General features: G+C 59.8%; 8 protein-coding genes. 7 read left to right on the top strand and 1 reads right to left on the bottom strand.

Going from position 1 to position 19816, the window contains the following annotated elements:
• From JL39_RS18290 to JL39_RS18265, 6 genes are all read left to right on the top strand, one after another.
• On the top strand, nucleotides 1-3436 hold a 3436-nt coding region (locus JL39_RS18290; RefSeq protein ID WP_081952889.1), incomplete at its 5' end, for a choice-of-anchor D domain-containing protein.
• Nucleotides 3433-7209, top strand: a complete 3777-nt coding sequence (locus JL39_RS18285) for a hypothetical protein (RefSeq protein ID WP_037153485.1) — start codon at nucleotides 3433-3435, stop codon at nucleotides 7207-7209. The genes JL39_RS18290 and JL39_RS18285, both read left to right, overlap by 4 nt.
• A 329-nt stretch (nucleotides 7210-7538) precedes the next feature.
• Nucleotides 7539-8393 carry an AraC family transcriptional regulator gene (locus JL39_RS18280; protein WP_037153482.1) on the top strand — a complete coding sequence of 285 codons (855 nt, stop codon included), beginning with the start codon at nucleotides 7539-7541 and terminating at the stop codon, nucleotides 8391-8393.
• Nucleotides 8394-9498: 1105 nt separating this feature from the next.
• A complete protein-coding gene (locus JL39_RS30565) occupies nucleotides 9499-10440 on the top strand; it encodes a MarR family transcriptional regulator (protein WP_152601163.1) in 942 nt (313 codons plus the stop codon).
• Nucleotides 10441-10715: 275 nt separating this feature from the next.
• Nucleotides 10716-16229: an MBG domain-containing protein gene (locus tag JL39_RS18270; protein ID WP_052182959.1), complete on the top strand. Its 5514-nt coding sequence runs from the start codon at nucleotides 10716-10718 to the stop codon at nucleotides 16227-16229.
• Nucleotides 16216-17985, top strand: a complete 1770-nt coding sequence (locus JL39_RS18265; RefSeq protein ID WP_200883972.1) for a ShlB/FhaC/HecB family hemolysin secretion/activation protein — start codon at nucleotides 16216-16218, stop codon at nucleotides 17983-17985. Before JL39_RS18270 ends, JL39_RS18265 begins: the two co-directional genes overlap by 14 nt.
• A 169-nt stretch (nucleotides 17986-18154) precedes the next feature.
• Here JL39_RS18265 and JL39_RS18260 read toward each other — a convergent pair whose 3' ends face one another.
• A complete protein-coding gene (locus JL39_RS18260; RefSeq protein ID WP_037153479.1) occupies nucleotides 18155-18862 on the bottom strand; it encodes an NIPSNAP family protein in 708 nt (235 codons plus the stop codon).
• A gap of 104 nt (nucleotides 18863-18966) precedes the next feature.
• On the opposite strand from JL39_RS18260, the gene JL39_RS18255 reads away from it, so the two are divergent.
• Nucleotides 18967-19584, top strand: coding sequence for a TetR/AcrR family transcriptional regulator (locus JL39_RS18255; protein WP_037153475.1), 618 nt, complete (start codon nucleotides 18967-18969; stop codon nucleotides 19582-19584).
• The last annotated feature ends 232 nt before the right edge of the window (nucleotides 19585-19816 follow it).

Below are 19816 nucleotides of genomic sequence, written 5' to 3'. Positions count from 1 at the left end.
CGACGGCCTCATCGATCTCGGCGAGACGATCAGCTACTCGTTCCTGGTCCGCAACACCGGCACCGTGACGATGACAGGCGTGACGGTGGATGATCCGCTGCTGACCAATGCCGGCGTTTCCGTGTCCCCAGGTCCGCAGACGCTGGCGCCCGGCGGAACGGCGACCTTTACCGCGACCTATACACCGACCCAGGCCGACATCGACGCGGGCCAGGTCGAGAACACGGCGACCGGTACCGGCACGCCGCCGTCCGGCCCGCCGACGGAGAGCCCGCCTGACACCGTTGTCGTGCCTCCGGACCAGACGCCCGGATTGACGATCGAAAAGACCGGCAGACTCAATGATGCCGATGGCGACGGGCTCATCGATCTCGGCGAGACGATCAGCTACTCCTTCCTCGCCCGCAATACCGGCACCGTGACGCTCACCAATGTCACCATCGATGACCCGCTGCTAACCAATGCCGGGATTTCGGTCACGCCGGGACCGCAGACGCTGGCTCCGCGGGGGAGTGTCACCTTCACGGCGACCTATACGCCGACGCAGGCCGATATCGACGCGGGCCGCGTGGAGAACACCGCGACCGGCACCGGCACGCCGCCGTCCGGGCCACCGATCGACAGTCCGCCTGACACCGTTGTCGTGCCGCCGGACCAGACGTCCGGACTGACGATCGAAAAAACCGGCACGCTGAACGATGCCGACGGTGACGGTCTTCTCGATGCCGGAGAAACGATCAGCTACTCGTTCCTCGTCACCAATACGGGTGCCGTGACGATGACGAATGTCACGGTCAACGATCCGCTGCTCGCCAATGCCGGGATCTCGGTGTCACCTGGCCCGCAGACGGTGGCGCCTGGTGGAACGGTGACGTTTACTGCCACCTATACGCCGACCCAGGCGGAGATCGATGCGGGCCAGGTCGAGAACACGGCGACCGGTACCGGCACGCCGCCATCCGGCCCGCCGACGGAGAGCCCACCGGATACCGTCGTGGTCCCTCCGGACCAGACGCCCGCACTGACGATCGAAAAGACCGGCACGCTCAATGATGTCGATGGCGACGGGTTCATCGATCTCGGAGAGACGATCAGCTACTCCTTCCTCGTCACCAACAGCGGTGCCGTGACGATGACGAATGTCACGGTCGACGATCCGCTGCTCACCGATGCCGGCATATCGGTCACGCCGGGACCCCAGACGCTGGCGCCTGGCGGGACGGCGACCTTCACGGCGACCTATACGCCGACCCAGGCCGACATCGACGCGGGCCGTGTCGAGAACACCGCGACCGGTACCGGAACGCCGCCTTCCGGGCCGCCGATCGACAGCCCGCCCGACACCGTCGTTGTGCCGCCCGATCCGGCATCGGATCTCGTGATCGAAAAGACCGGCACGCTGAACGATGCCGATGGCGACGGCCTTCTCGATGCCGGGGAAACGATCAGCTACTCGTTCTTGGTGCGCAATACCGGGGCGGTGACGATGACCAATGTTACGGTCAACGATCCGCTGCTCGCCAATGCCGGCATATCGGTCACGCCGGGACCCCAGACGCTGGCGCCCGGCGGAACGGCGACCTTCACGGCGACCTATACGCCGACCCAGGCCGACATCGACGCGGGTCGTGTTGAAAACACCGCGACCGGCACGGGCACGCCTCCGTCCGGGCCGCCGATCGAAAGCCCGCCGGATACCGTTGTCGTGCCTCCGGAGCAGACGCAGGGACTGACGATCGAGAAGACAGGCACTCTCAACGATGCCGATGGCGACGGTCTTCTCGATGCCGGCGAGACGATCAGCTACTCGTTCCTGGTCCGCAATACCGGTGTCGTGACGCTGACCAACGTCACGGTCAACGATCCGCTGCTTGCCAATGCCGGCATATCGGTCACGCCGGGACCCCAGACGCTGGCGCCCGGCGGCAGCGCGACGTTTACGGCGACCTATACGCCGACCCAGGCCGATATCGACGCGGGCCGTGTTGAGAACACCGCGACCGGCACCGGCACGCCGCCATCCGGCCCGCCGACGGAGAGCCCGCCCGACACCGTTGTCGTGCCGCCTCAGCCTGCCAGCCTGAAACTGCAGAAGACCGGCCGCTTCACCGATACTGATCGAAACAGCTATACGAACGCTGGTGATACGGTGACCTATACCTTCACGGTCACCAACGACGGCGGGCAGACGATCACCAATGTCTGGCCGGTAGATGCAGGGCCTACCTTCAATGGCCGACCAGCCGGAGCTTCCCTGTCCAGGTTCACACCGGAACCTGTCACATTGGCTCCCGGCGAAAGTCAGGACTTCACTGCAGTCTACACGCTGACGCAGGGAGATGTCGAAAACGCGGCGGGCATCCCGGATGGCATCGCCAACTCCGCCACAGCAAGCGGTCGCACCCCCGACGGCGAAGTCAGTTCGGACAATTCCACGTCCGTTGTCACACCGCCCGCGGCCGTTCCAGGTGACATTTCCGTTACGAAGGTTGCCAACCTCAGGTTCATCCGTCGTGGTGAAAAGGCACCCTTCACCATCCGCGTCACCAACAACTCGGGCGCGCGGGTGGATGCTCTGACGGTCATCGACACGATGCCGGCAGGCTTCCGCTATGTGGAAGGCTCGGCGACCGTCGACGGCACCAAGGTGACGCCTGAAGTGGTCGGCCGACAAATCCGCTTCCGCGACGTGTCCGTCGGCAGCAAATCCACGGTCGAGATTCAGATCAGGCTGTTGGCGCTGAGCACGGCCGGGCCGGGCGAGCATGTGAACCTTGCCCATGTCGTGGATCCCAGCGGCGGTCAGGTCGGCAATGAAGCCCGCGCGGTCGTCGAGATCATCGTCGAACCGGTCTTCGACTGCGGCGACATCATCGGCAAGGTGTTCGATGATACCAACCGCAACGGCTATCAGGACGAGGGCGAGCCGGGACTCCCCGGCGTAAGGATCGCGACGGTCAAGGGCTGGTTGATCACCACCGACCAGTATGGCCGCTTCCATGTCGCCTGCGCGGATCTTCCCGAGACACGCATAGGGTCGAACTTCATCATGAAGCTCGATCCCAGAACCCTGCCGACCGGCTACCGCCTGACGACGGAAAACCCGCGTGTCGTACGCCTGACGGCCGGCAAGATGACCGAGCTCAACTTTGGGGCTTCGATCGGCCGCGTGGTCCGGCTCGACCTCAAGGGCGAAGCCTTCGTGTCAGGAAAGGCCGAACTCGACAAGCGCTGGGCGGATGGCATCGACCAACTGATAACCGTCCTGGCTCAAGAGCAGTCGGTGCTCCGTCTCTCCTACATCGATGCGGCCACTGAGCCCGAACTCGCCGAGGCGCGCGTGCGCCACATCAAGGAGCTGGTTGCCGACCGATGGCGGCAGCGGAAGCGGGCCTATCCGCTCAACATCGAGACGCGCGTGGAGGCGGGACAATGAGGCTTCTTGTCACGAACATCGATCTTTCCCGGCTGCTCCTGAACCGCCGGCTCGGCCTCCTCCGCTGCACCGCGATGGCAGGCCTGCTTGCCATGTCGCCGCCGGCGGCAGCGCAGGAGAAGGCCGAAAAGGGCGGCAGAATTTCTGCGGACAGTTCGGTGCACCGTCTGGCGATCGGCGAAAATACGGAAGCCGAAACACCTGCGGATGCTCCCGCCATTCCCTTCATGATCGAGGTCGATGGGGAAACAGTGGACAAGAGCGCCGAGCCGGAGGCAACCGATCGGCCGGCCGCCAAAACCAGCCGCTTGACGTCTGGCGAAGCAAAGCCGAGCGATCGTCCGGTGGACCGGCAGCGGCAGACGGATCTCGATTTGTCCGCGGTCGATATTCAGGTTAAGTTCGATGGGCTCGATACCGATCCTCTGCTCAATGTCTCGACCGTGCCCGTGAAAAGGACATATCGGGCCGGAGAGGAGGTCCGCTTTCTTGCAACCTCCAACTATCCGGCCTTCATCGAACGGGCGGAAGTCCGCATCTTTGAAACGAAGGGGCGCGATAAAGATCGGCCAATCGCCACGATTCCCGTTGCGGTCAACGGTGAGGCAGCCTGGATCATGCCCGAGGCGAAGGAGGCCGATTTTGCGTATGTGCTGCGCGTCTACGATGCCAAAGGGCGTTACGACGAGACGGTACCGCTGACCATCGCCAGAACCGATCGCGGGTTTGCTCCCGATCGGAAGCAGGACAAGGCCACGGCACCGGGGACAGGCGAAGACCGGACGGCCTTCCGCAACATTCCCGTTGTGGGAGGGGCGGTGACGGTCTATGGGAAGCAAGTCCCGGCCGGACATGCGGTACGCGTGCTGGGCGAGGAGATCCCCGTCGATCCGAAACAGGCCTTTGTGGTCCAGCGGATCTTGCCGCCCGGGGACCACGCCGTTGATGTCGCCATCAAAGGCGTGTCAAAAACCGGTGGGCTGTCCTTCAGCCGTGATGTCAACATCCCTGACAACGATTGGTTCTACGTGGCACTCGCCGATCTCACGATCGGAAAGCGCACGGGCGATGCTCATATCGAGGAAGTCCGCCCCGGTGAATATGACGAGGTTTATTCGAAGGGAAGATTGGCTTTCTATCTCAAGGGCAAGGTCAAGGGGAAATACCTGCTTACGGCCGCCGCCGACACGGGGGAGGACGACCTTGAAAAGCTCTTCCGCAATCTCGGCAGCCAGGATCCAAGGCAGATCCTGCGCCGGCTTGATCCCGATGACTATTACCCCGTCTATGGCGACGATTCCACCTTCACGGAAGACGCACCCACCAAGGGCAAGTTCTATGTTCGGCTGGAGCGCGGAGACAGCCACGTGATGTGGGGCAACTACAAGACCCAGATTACCGGCACCGAGTTCCTTCCTTCCGACCGTGCGCTTTATGGGGCCTCCGCCGTCCACCGATCGGAAGAGACGACGTCCTTCGGCGAGCGTCGGACGGAGATTACCGCCTATGCCGCCCAACCTGACACGCTGCCGCAGCGCGAGGAGTTCCTGGGCACTGGCGGCTCTGCCTATTTCCTGAAGCGCCAGGACATTGTCGAAGGTTCCGAGACGGTAACCGTAGAGACCCGTGATGCGGTGACCGGCCGGGTCCTCGAACGGCGCGTGCTTACCTATGGCGAGGATTACTCGTTCGATTACATGCAAGGCGTCATCATCCTGCGTCGGCCGATGTCCTCCATGACCGGGACTTCCGAACCGGTCCGCAATGGAGCGCTTGGCGGCGGCAAGCTTTATCTGGCCGTGCAGTACGAGTTCGAACCCATCGTGAGCGACGTCGACGGCTATGTCTATGGTGGCCGTGCGCAGCACTGGATAAACGACAAGATACGTCTCGGCGTGACCGGCATGAACGACAGTACCGAACTGGCGGATCAGAAAGCCTATGGCGCCGATGTCACTCTCCGGCACTCCGACAATACCTTTCTGAAGGCCGAGGTCGCCCATTCAAAAGGGCGGGGCTTCGACCTGTCGCACTCGAGCGATGGCGGTCTGACCTGGGGCAACGACGAAACAAGCTATTATGGCGATCCAAACGACGATGAAGGATCGGCCTATCGCGTGGAAGGTCAGGTCGATCTCGAGGAGCTTGGGACAAGCATTAAAGGCAAGATCGGCGGGTATTACGAGAAGAAAGAGGCCGGTTTCTCAACCCTCTTTGACGATGTGACCGTCGATCAGCGTATCTGGGGAGCGCATGCCGATCTCGATCTTACCCCGAAAACCGGTGTCAAGTTCACCTATGACGATCTGACCGACGATCGCGGTCAGGTGCGCCGCGACGGTACCGGGAGTGTCAGCTATAAATTCGACGAACATTGGAAGCTGTCGCTCGGCCTCGACTACACTGAATTGATGTCTCCCTTGGCCATAGCATCCGGCAAATCCGGCTATGACGGTTCACGTCTGGATGCGGGGATGCGTCTGGATTACCGGATAGATGACGACCGGCTGATTTATGCCTTCGCACAAGGGACCCTTGATCGCTCCGGTGACATCGACCGCAACGACAGGGCCGGCGTGGGTGCCAAGGTTCAGCTTACCGACACGATCGGGGCGGAAGGTGAGGTCTCTTATGGCACGAACGGCCTGGGCGGTCTTGCCGGCCTTACCTATGATCCGAATGCCGACAGTCACTACTACCTAGGCTATAAGCTCGATCCCGACCGCGCGTTCGATCTCCACAATACCCATGACCTGTTCGGCGACGACAAGGGGACCGTTGTTCTCGGCATGCGCCGCAAGATGAATGATCTGCTCTCTGCCTACAGCGAGAGCACTTACGATATGTTCGGCAATCGCAACTCGCTCACCCAGACCTATGGCGTCATGTACACACCGGATGCCATGTGGACCCTGGACGGTGGGCTGGAAATCGGCCAGGTGCGCGACGAGACGGTCAATGCCGATACCGATCTACAATATGAAGACTTCGAGCGGTACGCGCCGTCGCTCTCCGTCGGCTACAAGGACGAGGAGAGGGGCATCAACGCTCGTGTGCGAGGGGAAGTGCGCATCGAACGTTCCGACAATGGTACCCGCGACCAGAATACCTATCTCTTCGCGGCAGGGCTTGGCTGGAAGACCAATCCCGACTGGCGGCTGGTCACCCATCTGGATGCCGTTCTTTCCGACAGCCAGTCATCCGATGCGTCGTTTGCAGATACCGACTACGTGGAAGCATCGATCGGATATGCCTATCGGCCGGTGGACAATGAACGTCTCAACGCCCTTTTCAAATACACCTGGCTCTATGACCTGCCGGGCAACAACCAGCTGATCAGCGGCGCCACGGGCGACCAGTTCGCTCCGGCGCAGCGCAGTCATATCCTCTCGGCGGACGTCAATTACGACCTGACGCCCTGGCTTACCATCGGAGGCAAATACGGGTTTCGCCTGAGCGAGGTCCGCTACCGGACCAGCAACGGCTCAGGTTCCGGTTTTGAGGAGGAGTGGCAAAAATCGACCGCCCATCTTGGCATCGTCCGGGCCGATCTTCACGTCATCAAGAGCTGGGATTTGTTGGTTGAAGGCCGCGTCATGCATATGCCCGAAGCTGAGACGACCGACTTTGGGGCGCTCGCAGCGGTCTACCGCCATGTGGGAGACAACTTCAAGGTCGGCGTAGGCTACAACTTCGGCAGGTTCTCCGACGATCTGCGTGATCTTACCTTTGACGATGAGGGCGTCTTCCTAAACGTCGTGGGAAAGTTCTGATCTGCGGAACATGTCCGTCGCAGCGACGGCTCCAACGGTCTCCTCAGAGACGTCCGGGCGAAGCCTGCCTGGTTGATCTGTGATCCTCAGGCAGCGGTCATGCTGGTGCCTCATCATTCGCACTATTGAACGCGACACGGTCCATACATCGGCTGATTCCACTTCTGCGTTCATTGGTCGTTCTGATGCGCCAGTGCCACATCGATACACAACTATGAGTACAAGAAACCATGTCGTCTAAATTGTAATCGTCGACGAACTGCATCCTTTTCTACTGACGCCCTGTGTGGTGGGATGCGCGTTCGCGGGGTGGCGGGTTATCGAATTAAATGCTGAAAAAAATTGCAGACGCGCGCCTGTTCGGATCTTTGCCCGAGGACGCGGGGCCACGGAAAATGACTTTTCGAGGCGGTGCGATGCACTCTGTGCGGTCTCCAGGATCGCAGGAATTCGTATCCGAAGGTCACGTTTTCGTCGTCATGCTGGCTCCCTGCGCGGGTATCAGCGTGACGTTCGGGGCTGATCGGGTGCAGAATTTTGACGCGACGGCGGGCCAGACCGTCGTGATCCCCGCCGGGGTGGTTAGCAGGACGAGCTGGAATTCGCGGCGGGAAAACATTGTCGTAGCGATTTCGCAAGAAAGCATGCTCGATCTCGCGGGACATGCGCTGGATCGCGTGGACTTCGAGATCAGGCTGGCGAACCAGGCCGTTGATCATACTGCTCTGCATTTCGCGAAATTGATGAAAGCGGAACTCAAGCATCCCGATTACGCCAACGAGTTCTATCTCGACTCCCTGATCACCGCCTTCGGCGTTCATATTCTTCGCAACTATTGCATCGCAAAGCTACAACGTCCGGTGAGAGCGGGGCTCTCCACCATCGCGGCCAGTCGGGTGCGGGAGTATCTGGATGTGCATTTCAGACGAAAATTGACGATTGCCGAGCTTGCCAACATCTGCGGGCTTTCTCCGGGGCATTTCGCTCACGCTTTCGTGAAAACGTTCGGGACCACTCCACATCGCTATCTTATTGAACGACGCTTGGAATTTGCTGAGGGCCTTCTTACGCAAACTGCTTTTCCCATCTCCGAAGTGGCGTTCCTGAGTGGATTCTCCAGCCAAAGCCATCTTACCAACATGATGAAGACATATAGGGGCAAGACGCCAAGTCAGCTGCGCTGAACCGGATCGCAGGCGGCGGATCATGCAAGTATAGCTGAGCACGCATTGGCCGATGCGGCAGGGACAGCGGCGACTTTTCATTATTGAACCAGCCCACCAAAACAGCACTTCACCCACGATTCGAAATACTCGGTGATAGCGGTTTATGCTTTGTGGATGTTTGCTATCAATGTATATATCAAAATATTCTTAGGTATTAATATTAACATACAATATGATTTGCCAGCCTCTGGATTTCTCTGGTAAAGTTATTCTTGCCAGTTGCGGGAGCGTATTCACTCTCCGGTCGAAGTCGCGAATGCCAATGGAAATATGCATCGCGTGATGCCTGCTTTCGTAAAAAATACCCAAAAAAAAACAAAGAAGGAGGAGGGGTATGGCAAAATTAACATGGATATGCGCTGGATGTGATGTTGAGTTCGAATTAAGAAAGATCGATCAGTGGAGAATGTTGCACGTGGAGATTTCGTCCAGGCGAGGTCCCCCACGCCTGAGCGAGACCTTCGAGCTTTGTCCGGACTGTCAAAATCGTCTCGTCAATATGGCGGATCCTCGTAAATGGCCCAGGTCCGAGGTCGGGTTATCTCGATGATCTGGCCAATGGAAATCTCCTCCATCGCATACCGATGTTGAGAAATGCTGCCTCTTCGAAAGAGGCTGCGATCTTTTGTTGACGTTTTCCAGGCGATTCTGACGCCTCTTGAATTGCTTTTTTGCTGCATTAGCTCCGCCTTAATTAGCTTCGTTCGTCCTGGAATTTGGAGAAGCAATTGTTTTGGCGCTGTGACGGGTGTGGCGAAAAGAGGCGACTTCGCAAGATCGATGAATTCCGATGGACCACTATCAGCGTCACGTCGGCCTCAGGGGCCCAACTTGCCCACGACAAATATGAGCTTTGTCCGGACTGCGCCTGCCGGCTGCTCCAATATGCAAATCCGAGGGAATGGGGGACGGTGGCAACGATCCAGCTTTTGCAGGAAGCTAGTCTCAAGACCGCCCGTCCATAGGCAGGGCTTCCATTCGATGCCGCATCCATTGAGAAAATCTCTTATGAATGAGATGATGAATATCAATTCCTGATCAGAATCACTGTCTGCAGAAGCACTTGACGACAAATTCATCGCCCGCCCCCCTGGCACGCAAAGAGCCTTATCACACCGTCCGGCAATACGAGCAGCGGCATGTCTGGCGGCTTGGGACGGAATTCTTGCAGCATGAGCATCTGGGGCGACATATTCTGCAATATTGCGCGACGATGAACCAGGAGCCGTCACTACGAAAGTCTTCGAATAAGATCTTCGCTCAGCAGTTCCGCTATATGACCTGCTTTAATCTGATCAGCAATTATATGAGCTGGAAACGGGGCGAGGGAAAGCCACCAACCTTGAAGGCGTTACAGGAAACCGTTTCCGCCAGCCCCCGGCATGTCGCCGACCTGATTGCGGCTTTGCGGGACAGCAACCACGTCACCGCCCAACGGCAGGCGACGGACCGTCGTTCGATTTATCTCATCCCGTCGCCGAAGCTTCTGCTCGAAGTGGCGCGCTCACCGCTGTCTTTCCTGAAAATATCGGAAGGCATGAGACCAGCCGATCGGTCGCTCGCCGATCTTCTTGTGGGAAACTCAGATCTCCTTGCTCTATGGATCGCCCGATCCATAGAGGAATTCAAGAAGCTCGATATCGTCTTCCGGCCTTTCCCTAATGTCGTGCAGTTCAGCACGCGCGATGCCGGCTACCTCATACTCACGGCAGTGATCGGATCTTATTACAGCAAAATACACGAAGACGAGCCATGGCAGGGCGGCTTGGCGCCGGAGAACCTTGCCGGGCGTTTCGGGGTGTCGCGCCAGCACGTCCGTAATCTTTTTTCGGAAGCAAGAGAAAACGGTGTGTTTGCCGTCAGCAGCGGCCAACTTTCCGAAATCAGTCCGGCGCTCGTCGACGAGTTCGAAACATGGTCTGTCGGGCAGATGGCCCACTATCGGCTGCTTGCGGAAGAAATGCGTGATTTGGCCGGGACCGAGACAATTTCTGCACACCCCTGAGGCAGATCAAACCCGCGACATCGCTTGTCATTAACATTGCCGCATCGCGTCATGGATCGATGCAAAGTTTGGACTGCCACCCAGCGTGCCTGTCTCCTATAAGACGCGGGGCTAAAAAGAACTCAACTTGATGTCGTCCGCGGACTGACCGACGGGCAAGAGTAGAAGGGTGTGAACGCTTTTGCGGCGAGGAACCCTGTACACTTGCACCGAAGGCAACACGGGGAATTTTTCCGTGGACTGTTCATGGGCTGGCGGCCACCGGGGCAGGGATCATGATTCCATTCGGCTTTGCAGGCTTGAAGGCGCAACTGTTGTCGACGGCCGGATTGGCGCTTGCGCTTGCCGCAGGCGCCGGCCTCGCGCGGCCGGCCCTGGCCGATCCGCTTCCCGCCGGGGCAAGTGTTGCGGCGGGGCAGGTATCGGTCGGCTCCGCAGGAAAGTCGATGACGATCACGCAAGGCTCGCAGAATGCCATCGTCAACTGGAACAGCTTTTCGGTCGGCCAAGGACATGCCGTCAACTTCGTTCAGCCCGGAAGCTCATCGGCAATCCTCAACCGCGTCACCGGATCGACCACATCGACGATTGCCGGATCGCTCACCGGCAACGGCCATGTCTATCTGATCAATCCCAACGGGATCGCGATCACCAAGACCGGCAATGTCAAGGTCGGCGGAGGCTTCGTGGCCTCGACGCTGGATACCAGCGACGAGGAGTTCCTGAAGGGAAAGAGGACATTTTCGGGCAAGGGGGCTTCCGCGGCAGTCGAGAACAGCGGCGTGATCACCATCGGCCGGGGCGGATATGCAGCCTTGATAGGTGGGCGGGTCAGCAATGACGGGCTGATCAGCGTGCCGATGGGCAAGGTGGGACTGGGATCGGGCGAAGAGGCCACGCTCGACCTGTCCGGCGACGGCTTTCTGCAGGTCGCAGTGCCAACCAAAGCAGGCGGTGCGGATGCGCTTGTCAAGAACGGGGGCCGGATCTCCGCCGATGGAGGCCGTGTCGTCATTTCGGCGGCTACTGCGCGAGAGGCGGCGAGAAACGCCATCAACCTTCCCGGAACGGTCGAGGCCAGAACGATCAGCGGCAGGCAGGGCGAGATCGTCATCGGCGGTGGAGCAGGGGGGAGCGTCTCCGTATCCGGCCGTCTGAATGCGACCGCCAAAGGCGGCGGCAAGGGCGGAAAGGTGAAGATCACCGGCAAATCCGTGAAGCTGAATGGTGCCGTAGTCGATGCATCCGGCGCGGCGGGAGGCGGCACGGTGGAAGTCGGTGGCAATCGTCAGGGCAAGGGACTGTTGCAGCGAGCTGAAACCACTGCGGTGGATCGGAAAAGCATAATCCGTGCGGATGCGACCGAAGGCGGTACAGGCGGAGACGTCGTCATCTGGTCCGACGAGATGACTGTTTTTGACGGGTTGATTACGGCAAGGGGCACCGGTCCCGGATCGGGCGGAGAAGTGGAGGTCTCGGGCAAGGCGAAGCTCGACTTTACCGGTGCGGTGGACCTGACCGCTGAAAACGGCCGTTTCGGTAATTTGCTTCTCGATCCCTACAACGTCACCATTGCCCTTAGGTCGTCCAGCAATTCCAACGGCATGACCCCCACGGGTAATGACAGTGTCATAGACGTCCTTACGCTCCAGAACGCATTGGCAACCGCAAATGTCACGATTGCAACTGGTGGCTCTGGGTCGCCCGGCAGCCAGGCAGGCGATATTACCGTGGCGGTTGCCGGCGATCTTTTCTGGTCGAGCGACTCGATTCTCACTCTTTCTGCCTATGGCGACATTCATATCGATTCCCCCATCGTCGCCACCGGCGCCAATGCAGGCCTGGTGCTGAACTATGGCGACTTCGCCACGAGCGGCAGCGCGTCGGCCGGCAGCGACTATTTCGTCCACCGGCCGGTCACCCTTTCAGGCGCCAATGCCGGTCTGACGATCAATGGGCAGGCGTATACGATCATCCGCAGCGCCGAACAGCTGCAGGCGATGAATGGCAACCTTGGCGGCAATTATGCCTTGGCCGGCACGCTCGACCTCGAATCCGCCATGGCGTGGAACGGTGAGACCGGCATGGTCCCAATCGGCGATTATGCCGACCCGTTTACAGGCACGTTTACCGGAATGGGCAATAGCATCGAATGGCTCTTTTTGATGAAGCCCGACCGGGAGGCCGCCGGTCTGTTCGGCGTTTCATCCGGCACCATTCGCGACGTGAATCTCCACCTGGGCGTCGCCAGCGGTGCGAAATATGTCGGCTCTCTCGTGGGCGTCAACAGCGGCATCGTCAAGAACGCTTCCTCCAGCGGCGTGTTCGCGGGTGGTAGCCTGTATTCGGGAGGGCTTGTCGGCCTCAACACCGGTACGATTTATGGGTCATACACTGAAGCAATGCTCTCCAGCACCCAGACCGGATATGGCAATGGCGGTCTGGTTGGACGCAATGACGGCACGATTGAAAAGAGTCATGCCGAAATCACTATTTCCGGAAGAACGTCGATCGGCGGACTTGTCGGCGAAAACAACGGGACGATAACCTCGTCTTATGCAGGATCGAGCGTTAGCGGTGTTATCTCCGTTGGCGGACTTGCCGGCACAAACAACGGGACAATCACCAATTCCTATGCCACAGGCGCGACCAACGGAGCAAACAATGTCGGCGGACTGGTTGGCGACAACAAGGGGGCGATCTCCAGCGCATATGCGACCGGCGGTGTCGGAGTGGGCGGCGGCACAGGGGTTGCGGCCGCCGGAGGACTGATCGGCTCCAATTCCGGCCAGGTCCACGATGTCTACGCGACGGGAAACGTTCAAGCGACCCAGGATCTTGGCGGCGAGATCGTCAATGATCCCATTCCTGATCTTTTCATGCCCATCTTCGGGGATAACGTTCACGGTTCCTACCCGCAAACTACCGACCTGCGAGGCATACAGAAGGTCGGCGGCCTGGTTGGTTTCAACAGCGGAGTGGTCACCGATGCCTATGCCACCGGCGACGTCACCGGCACGGTGACCGGGTTTCAAGGTGTGATCTACCAGTTTGTCGGCGGATTGATCGGTGAGAACGGCGGTGCCATCAGCAACGTATTTGCGACCGGGGACGTGGATACCAATACCGGCGGTGCGGACGGTGGGCAGATGGGATACGGGACCGGGGGGCTTGTCGGCCTGAATATTGCATCGACGAGCGGCGGTGAGGCGACGATTTCCAATGCCTATGCAGCGGGCAATGTGAACGGCGGATATGGTACAGGCGGACTCATCGGGGTCAACGGTACCGGCGGCGCTGTCAGCAGTTCCTACGCAACCGGCGATGTTACGGGATTCAGCCTGATCGGTGGGCTGGTCGGACTGAACCAGGATGCTACGGTCAGTGGCTCCTATTCGACAGGCGCCGTGAGCGGGCAGCTCGATCTCGGAGGGCTTGTTGGAAACAATCTCGGAACCGTGGTTGGCAGCTTCTGGAACACCACGTCCTCGGGCCTCGCCAATGGGTTTGGCAAGGGCACCATCGCCGGAGCGACGGGTCTAGATGACGCGCAAATGATGCAGCTGGCGAGCTTTGAAACGGTTGGCTGGGATATAGACGATGCAGGGGGCACCGGTTCCGTTTGGCGAATCTACGACGGATATACTTCGCCCCTGCTGCGCAGCTTCCTGACGCCGGTCACCGTTAAGGCCAATGATGCCAGCAAGGTCTATGACGGCACGGACCAGGGCGGCCAATCCGGCTACAGCATTTCGGTTGATGGCGCAGAGCTTCTCGGCACCCCCTCATATGCCGGATCCGGCAGGAATGTCGGCAGTCACGAGCTGACCGTTTCCGGCCTTTATTCCAGCCAACAGGGCAGTGACATCAGCTATGCCTCCGGCACGCTGACGATCACACCACGCGCCATCACCGTCATCGCCGGGGATACGAGCCGGACCTATGGCGATGTCAATCCGGCACTCGGCTACACGGTGGGCGGCGCAGGTCTCGTCGAAGGCGACACGCTTTCGGGGGCTCTCTCGACCGCGGCTAGCACTTCCTCCGGTGTCGGCTCCTATGCGATTGGACAGGGCAGCCTTGCGGCCTCGTCGAATTACGACGTCACTTTTCAGGACGGAACGCTAACGGTGACGCCGCGGGCTATCACCGTCTCGGCGCATGCCGCGAGCCGCATCTATGGCAACGACAACCCCATTTTCAGCTATTCGGTGGGCGGCCAGGGACTGGTGAATGGCGACAGTCTCGGCGGGATACTCTCAACCGACGCTACGGCAAGGTCCAATGTCGGCTCCTACGCCATCGGGCAGGGAAGTCTGGCGGCTTCGTCAAACTACGCACTTACGTATGTGGGCGGAACACTCGCCATCGTGCCGCGGTCGATCACGGTCACGGCCGACGATCTGACGCGCGACTACGGCGACGCGAATCCAGCATTCACCTATACCGCCGGCGGGCTGCTGGACGGAGACATGCTCTCCGGCGCTCTTTCAACCACGGCGATGGGGTCGTCGGGAGTTGGCAGCTACGCGATTTCCAAGGGCACGCTCGATAACGGCAATTACGACATCAGCTTCACGCACGGCACGCTGACGATCACGCCGCGTGCCATCACGGTCGTTGCTGGCGACACGAGCAGAACCTATGGCAATGCCAATCCGGCTCTTGGCTATCTGGTCGGCGGCAAAGGTCTCGTCAATGGCGACACGCTTTCCGGCGCTCTGTCGACGGCGGCCAGTGCCGCCTCGGGTGTTGGTTCCTACACGATCGACAAAGGCAGTCTCGCCGCTTCCTCCAATTACGACGTCACTTATCAGGGAGGGACGTTAACGATCATCCCGCGCGCCATCACCGTCATCGCCGGCAACACGAGCCGCACCTATGGCGACAACAATCCCGTCCTCGACTACACGGTTGGCGGCGAAGGGCTCGTCAACGGCGACGTGCTTTCCGGTGTGCTTTCGGCGGCAGCGACCGCCACCTCGGGCGTTGGCGCCTACGCGATCGGCCAGGGCAGCCTCGCCGCTTCCTCCAATTACAACGTCACCTATCAGGGTGGCACCCTGACAGTGACACCCCGGGCAATCACGGTGACCGCAAGCGGAGCGAGCCGGATCTATGGCAACGAGAATCCGGCACTCGCCTATAGCATCGGTGGCCAAGGGCTGGTGAACGGCGACAGCCTCGGCGGCATGCTCGCGACGGAGGCGACGGCACAGTCCGACGCCGGCAGCTACCTTATTACGCAAGGCACGCTGGACAGCGACAATTATGCGATCAGCTATCAGGGCAATGTGCTGACGGTACTGCCGCGAGATATCACGGTCACGGCCAATGATATCGTCAGAAGGGGCGGTAGCGCCAATCCGGCGCTCACCTACTCCATTGGCGGGCCTGGCCTGGCCAACGGCGACGTTCTGACCGGCAGCCTTGCAACGGCAGCCGGTATCGGATCGGCCGCAGGACGCTACGACATCTCGCAAGGCAGTCTCAGCGGCTCTGCCAATTACGCCATGACTTTCCGGCCGGGAACCTTGACCGTGGTCGAACAGGGGTCTGCCACACTCCCCCCGGTTACAAGCGGGCCGACCATTCAAAGTCCTGCGGGAATCGTCGAGCAGTTCATCCGGCAGCAGCAGGCTCTTTCCGGCATAATGGACGGCACGGATTATGACGAGTCGGAGAAGCCGACGAGCAAGCCGAGTGTGCAATCATCCGGCATCAGCGGTGACAGAAACGGAGACAGCGGTAACAGCACTCTGGAGGAAGAACTGAATGATCTGCTCTGAGAGCCGGGCAGAAAGGCTCTCCGTCCGGGCGGCTCTGGCGTTTCCAATCGTTTACGTTTCCGCTGCGGCGGTGCTCTCAATGGCCTTGGCCTGCAGTCCAGCTTTCGGGCAGACTGCGAGCCAGATCACACAGCCCTCCTACGCGCCGCCGCAGACGCGGCAGCCAGGCGGCATTTCCCTGCCCGCCACAACCGGCCTCGACACGCCCGCGGGTGCCGAGCGGCTTTTTGTGACGTTGGACGGTATTGACGTTGAGAACGGCTTTCCCGAACTGGCCGCCGCCGGCAAAGAGGTCGAGGCCAGGCTAAAGGGGCGGAAGGTTTCCGGTTCGGATCTCTTTGCCGCGGCGCGCGACCTGGAGGCGGCATATGCACGAGCTGGTTACTTGCTGGTGCGTGTGAGCCTTCCCCCTCAGACGATCCGGGATGGCGCACGCTTGAGGATGGTGGTTACAGACGGTTACGTCGAAGCAATCGACGTTTCGGCACTCCCCTCCAATGCACGCATGCGCATTCGAAACCTTCTTGCTCCGCTTGTCGGTGCGCGGCGCGTAAAAAGGCAGGAACTGGAAAAGCGGCTCCTTCTGGCGGACGACACGCCGGGCGTCGTGCTGAACTCAACACTCAAGCCGGGAGCGAAGCCGGGTTCGACATTACTGGTCATAGGCGGTCGCTACGATCCGGTGACGACCGATCTCTCGCTGGACAACAGTCTATCGGAGGATCTCGGGCGCTATGTCTTTGGCATCGGAACGCAGTTCAACAGCTTGTTTGGCCTCGGCGAACAGATATACCTCCGTATTGGAGGCTACCCGGACGATGATCTCTTCGGCGCCGATCCGCGCAACCGCCAGATGTCAGCAGGCTTCATTCTTCCGTTGGGGCTCGACGGGCTGTCGCTGAATGTCGAGGCGACGGATACGAAAACCAATCCGGACTCCGAAATGGGCTATCGCCTCAGCGACCATTACGAGCGCTTATCGCTGCGGTTGAATTATGACTGGCTCCGCTCGCGCGATCTCAATCTTTCGAGCAGTCTGGCACTGGATGTGGCAAACGAACGACAGACGATCGTTCTCGGTTCCAGCGAGTCTCCTTTTAACGAGGATCGCTTGCGTGTTTTGCGCCTTGGCCAGTCGCTTGATGCGGAAACGCCCTGGGGCGCCTCTTTACGGGGCGCGGTTACCGCATCCTTCGGCCTGGATGCATTGGGCGCGCGCCAGGCGACGTTTGACCTGCCCATGACGCGTTACGGCGCAGAACCTGATTTCCAGAAGATGGATGTCCGATGGAGCTACAGCCAATCGGTGATGGATGGCCGGCTGCTTTTGAGTATCGACGGTCGCGCGCAGACGTCCTTCGGGCAGGCGCTGGCGGCTTCCGAGCAGCTCGGTCTTGGCGGGCCGGACGGGCTTTCCGCTTACGATTCCGGCACGCTTGAGGGCGACAGCGGCATTGTTTCGCGAGCCGAATTGGCTTTTCCCTTGGCCTTCTCTCCCCTTGCCGACAAGACCGCTCTCGGGGGAGCCTTCACACCCTATGTTTTTGCGTCCGGCGGGTCTGCGGTTCTGCACAAACCCACTGCACTGGAGTCGGAGATCGTGCGGGCTGCGGTTTTCGGAGTGGGGTTCCGGGCCGCCTTGGGGCAGATAGCAGGCCCCGGCGCTGCAAGCTTCTCGCTTGAATATGCACATGGCAGCGACAGTGACGGCGGGCGGGAAGATCGCATCACCCTGCGCTTCGTGGGGAGCTTCTGATTTGAGGCACAGCGCCGCGACAACAGTTATCTCACGCTGAATTCAAAATCGATACCGGCGAACCGCGTCACTCAGGCTCCGAGACCGACATGCCGGCCCCACCGTAGGAGGGCTCTGGCGAAACGGCAGATAAGCTGAATGTTGCGGCTTCAACCGCTCCAGAAGCGGACTACCAGACATGAGCGGATCTGCGTGTGGGCAAGAGCTGCATCGTCTCCGGTTGCCGCCAGACGAACTGGTCCAGGCGGGGTTGGACATCGCTGACCCATTCAGTGCTGTCGGCCAGATCTGCCTTGAATACCGCATAGGCATGTGCCGATTCAAAAGCGTCGACCTGCACACAGACCGTTTCTCCCTCGCGAACCGGCAATCTGGGGAAGGTGTTTTCGCTCCGTTCGGTTACGAAGCACGCATCGCTGCGTGCACCAGCTCGCTGCATAAGGGGGGCGACATAGTTGCCGAAAAACGTCACAAATTCGTCTTCGCGCCGAGGCGCCAAAGAATAGGTCGTCACCGTTACAAGCGGCTTGCCGCCGTCGGCCGAACGCGCCGCGGTGAACGGCGGTTGCCCGGCAGAGTGGAGCAGAAGCACGTTGTCGGAGTTGATCATCGTATCATTGGCGGTCGCTCCGAACGCCTTCCATACGGGGCCGCCGTAGAACTCTGCAAGCGACCTGGCCCGGGAGGGCATGTCAGGGAATGACCGGACCCAGACAAAAGCGTCGGGATCGTCGCAATCACGATACATGCCGTGCAGGGTCATGCCGGTGGCAATCTGGCTTTCGATAAATTCGCGTTCAAACAATTCGATGAGGTCATCGCGCCTGCCGCGCTTCAGGCGGTAGCGGCGTAATTCAAAGACAGGACCTTCCGGCATTCGGTTCTCCAAAACAGGTTGATTGACCTGTTTTTATAACAGGACGATTGACCTGTAATTGTCAAGCGTCTAGATCAGGGTGTCGATATTTTTGGCTGGGCGCGATGACCAAACGCAGGAACGACCCCATTCGAATGAGAGAGCGGATTGCGGAAGATGCGTTTGCCGCTTTCACGCAGCGCGGCTATGCCTCCACTGGCATGCAGGACATCAGGCAAATCGCCGGCGTATCCGGAGGCGCGCTGGCGCACCATTTTCCTGCAAAACGGGACTTGCTCCTGGAAGTCATTCGCACCCAGCTTGGCCGCGCCGTCTATCGCACGTGCATTGAACCGTTTCTCACAGCGCCTGACGCACTTGACGGGGTGCGCGCCATGTTCGGCGTCGTTCGATCGGAACTAAGGGATGCCGAAGTGATAACCGGCTGCCCTTTGAACAATCTTGCGCTTGAGCTTTCCACGCTCGATGTTGAAGCCCGAGAGGAACTCGACAGGCTGTTTCAGAAATGGCGAGAAGCGATTGCCGAGCGTATCGGCAAGGATGTCGAGCTTGGTCTCGCACAATCCCTTGACCCCGGAAGAATGGCCACCTTGATTGTGGCCAGCTTTTCGGGTGCCATGTCTATGGCCAAGGCTTCGCAGAGCGTCGAACCATTGGAATCCTGCGGTACCCAAATCGATAACCTCATGAGCCCGCATTATCCCCGCCTTAGCGAGTATTAAGGGCAGTAGGCCAATGACCTGGTATCGCGCTTCAATCTACCGACGCGGCCGTTTCCCGGTCGATGTTATTGCTCGCGCCGCCTGGCTTTCACAAGCTAAAGACGCTTTGCATAATGCGATGCAGGGTCTTTCCTCGCCATCAGCATAACATGGTCCTCGGAGGCATCCGCAAGCGTCAGTGCCAATTCCGCTGCGGACCATCCGCGTCTCTCCAGATTATCGAGCATTTCCA

This window comes from Rhizobium sp. YS-1r (assembly GCF_000757525.1).
In the GTDB taxonomy this organism is placed as follows: Bacteria; Pseudomonadota; Alphaproteobacteria; order Rhizobiales; family Rhizobiaceae; genus Neorhizobium; species Neorhizobium petrolearium.
Note: the sequence above shows the minus strand (reverse complement) of the source record. Positions and strands in the feature narration are given on the sequence as shown.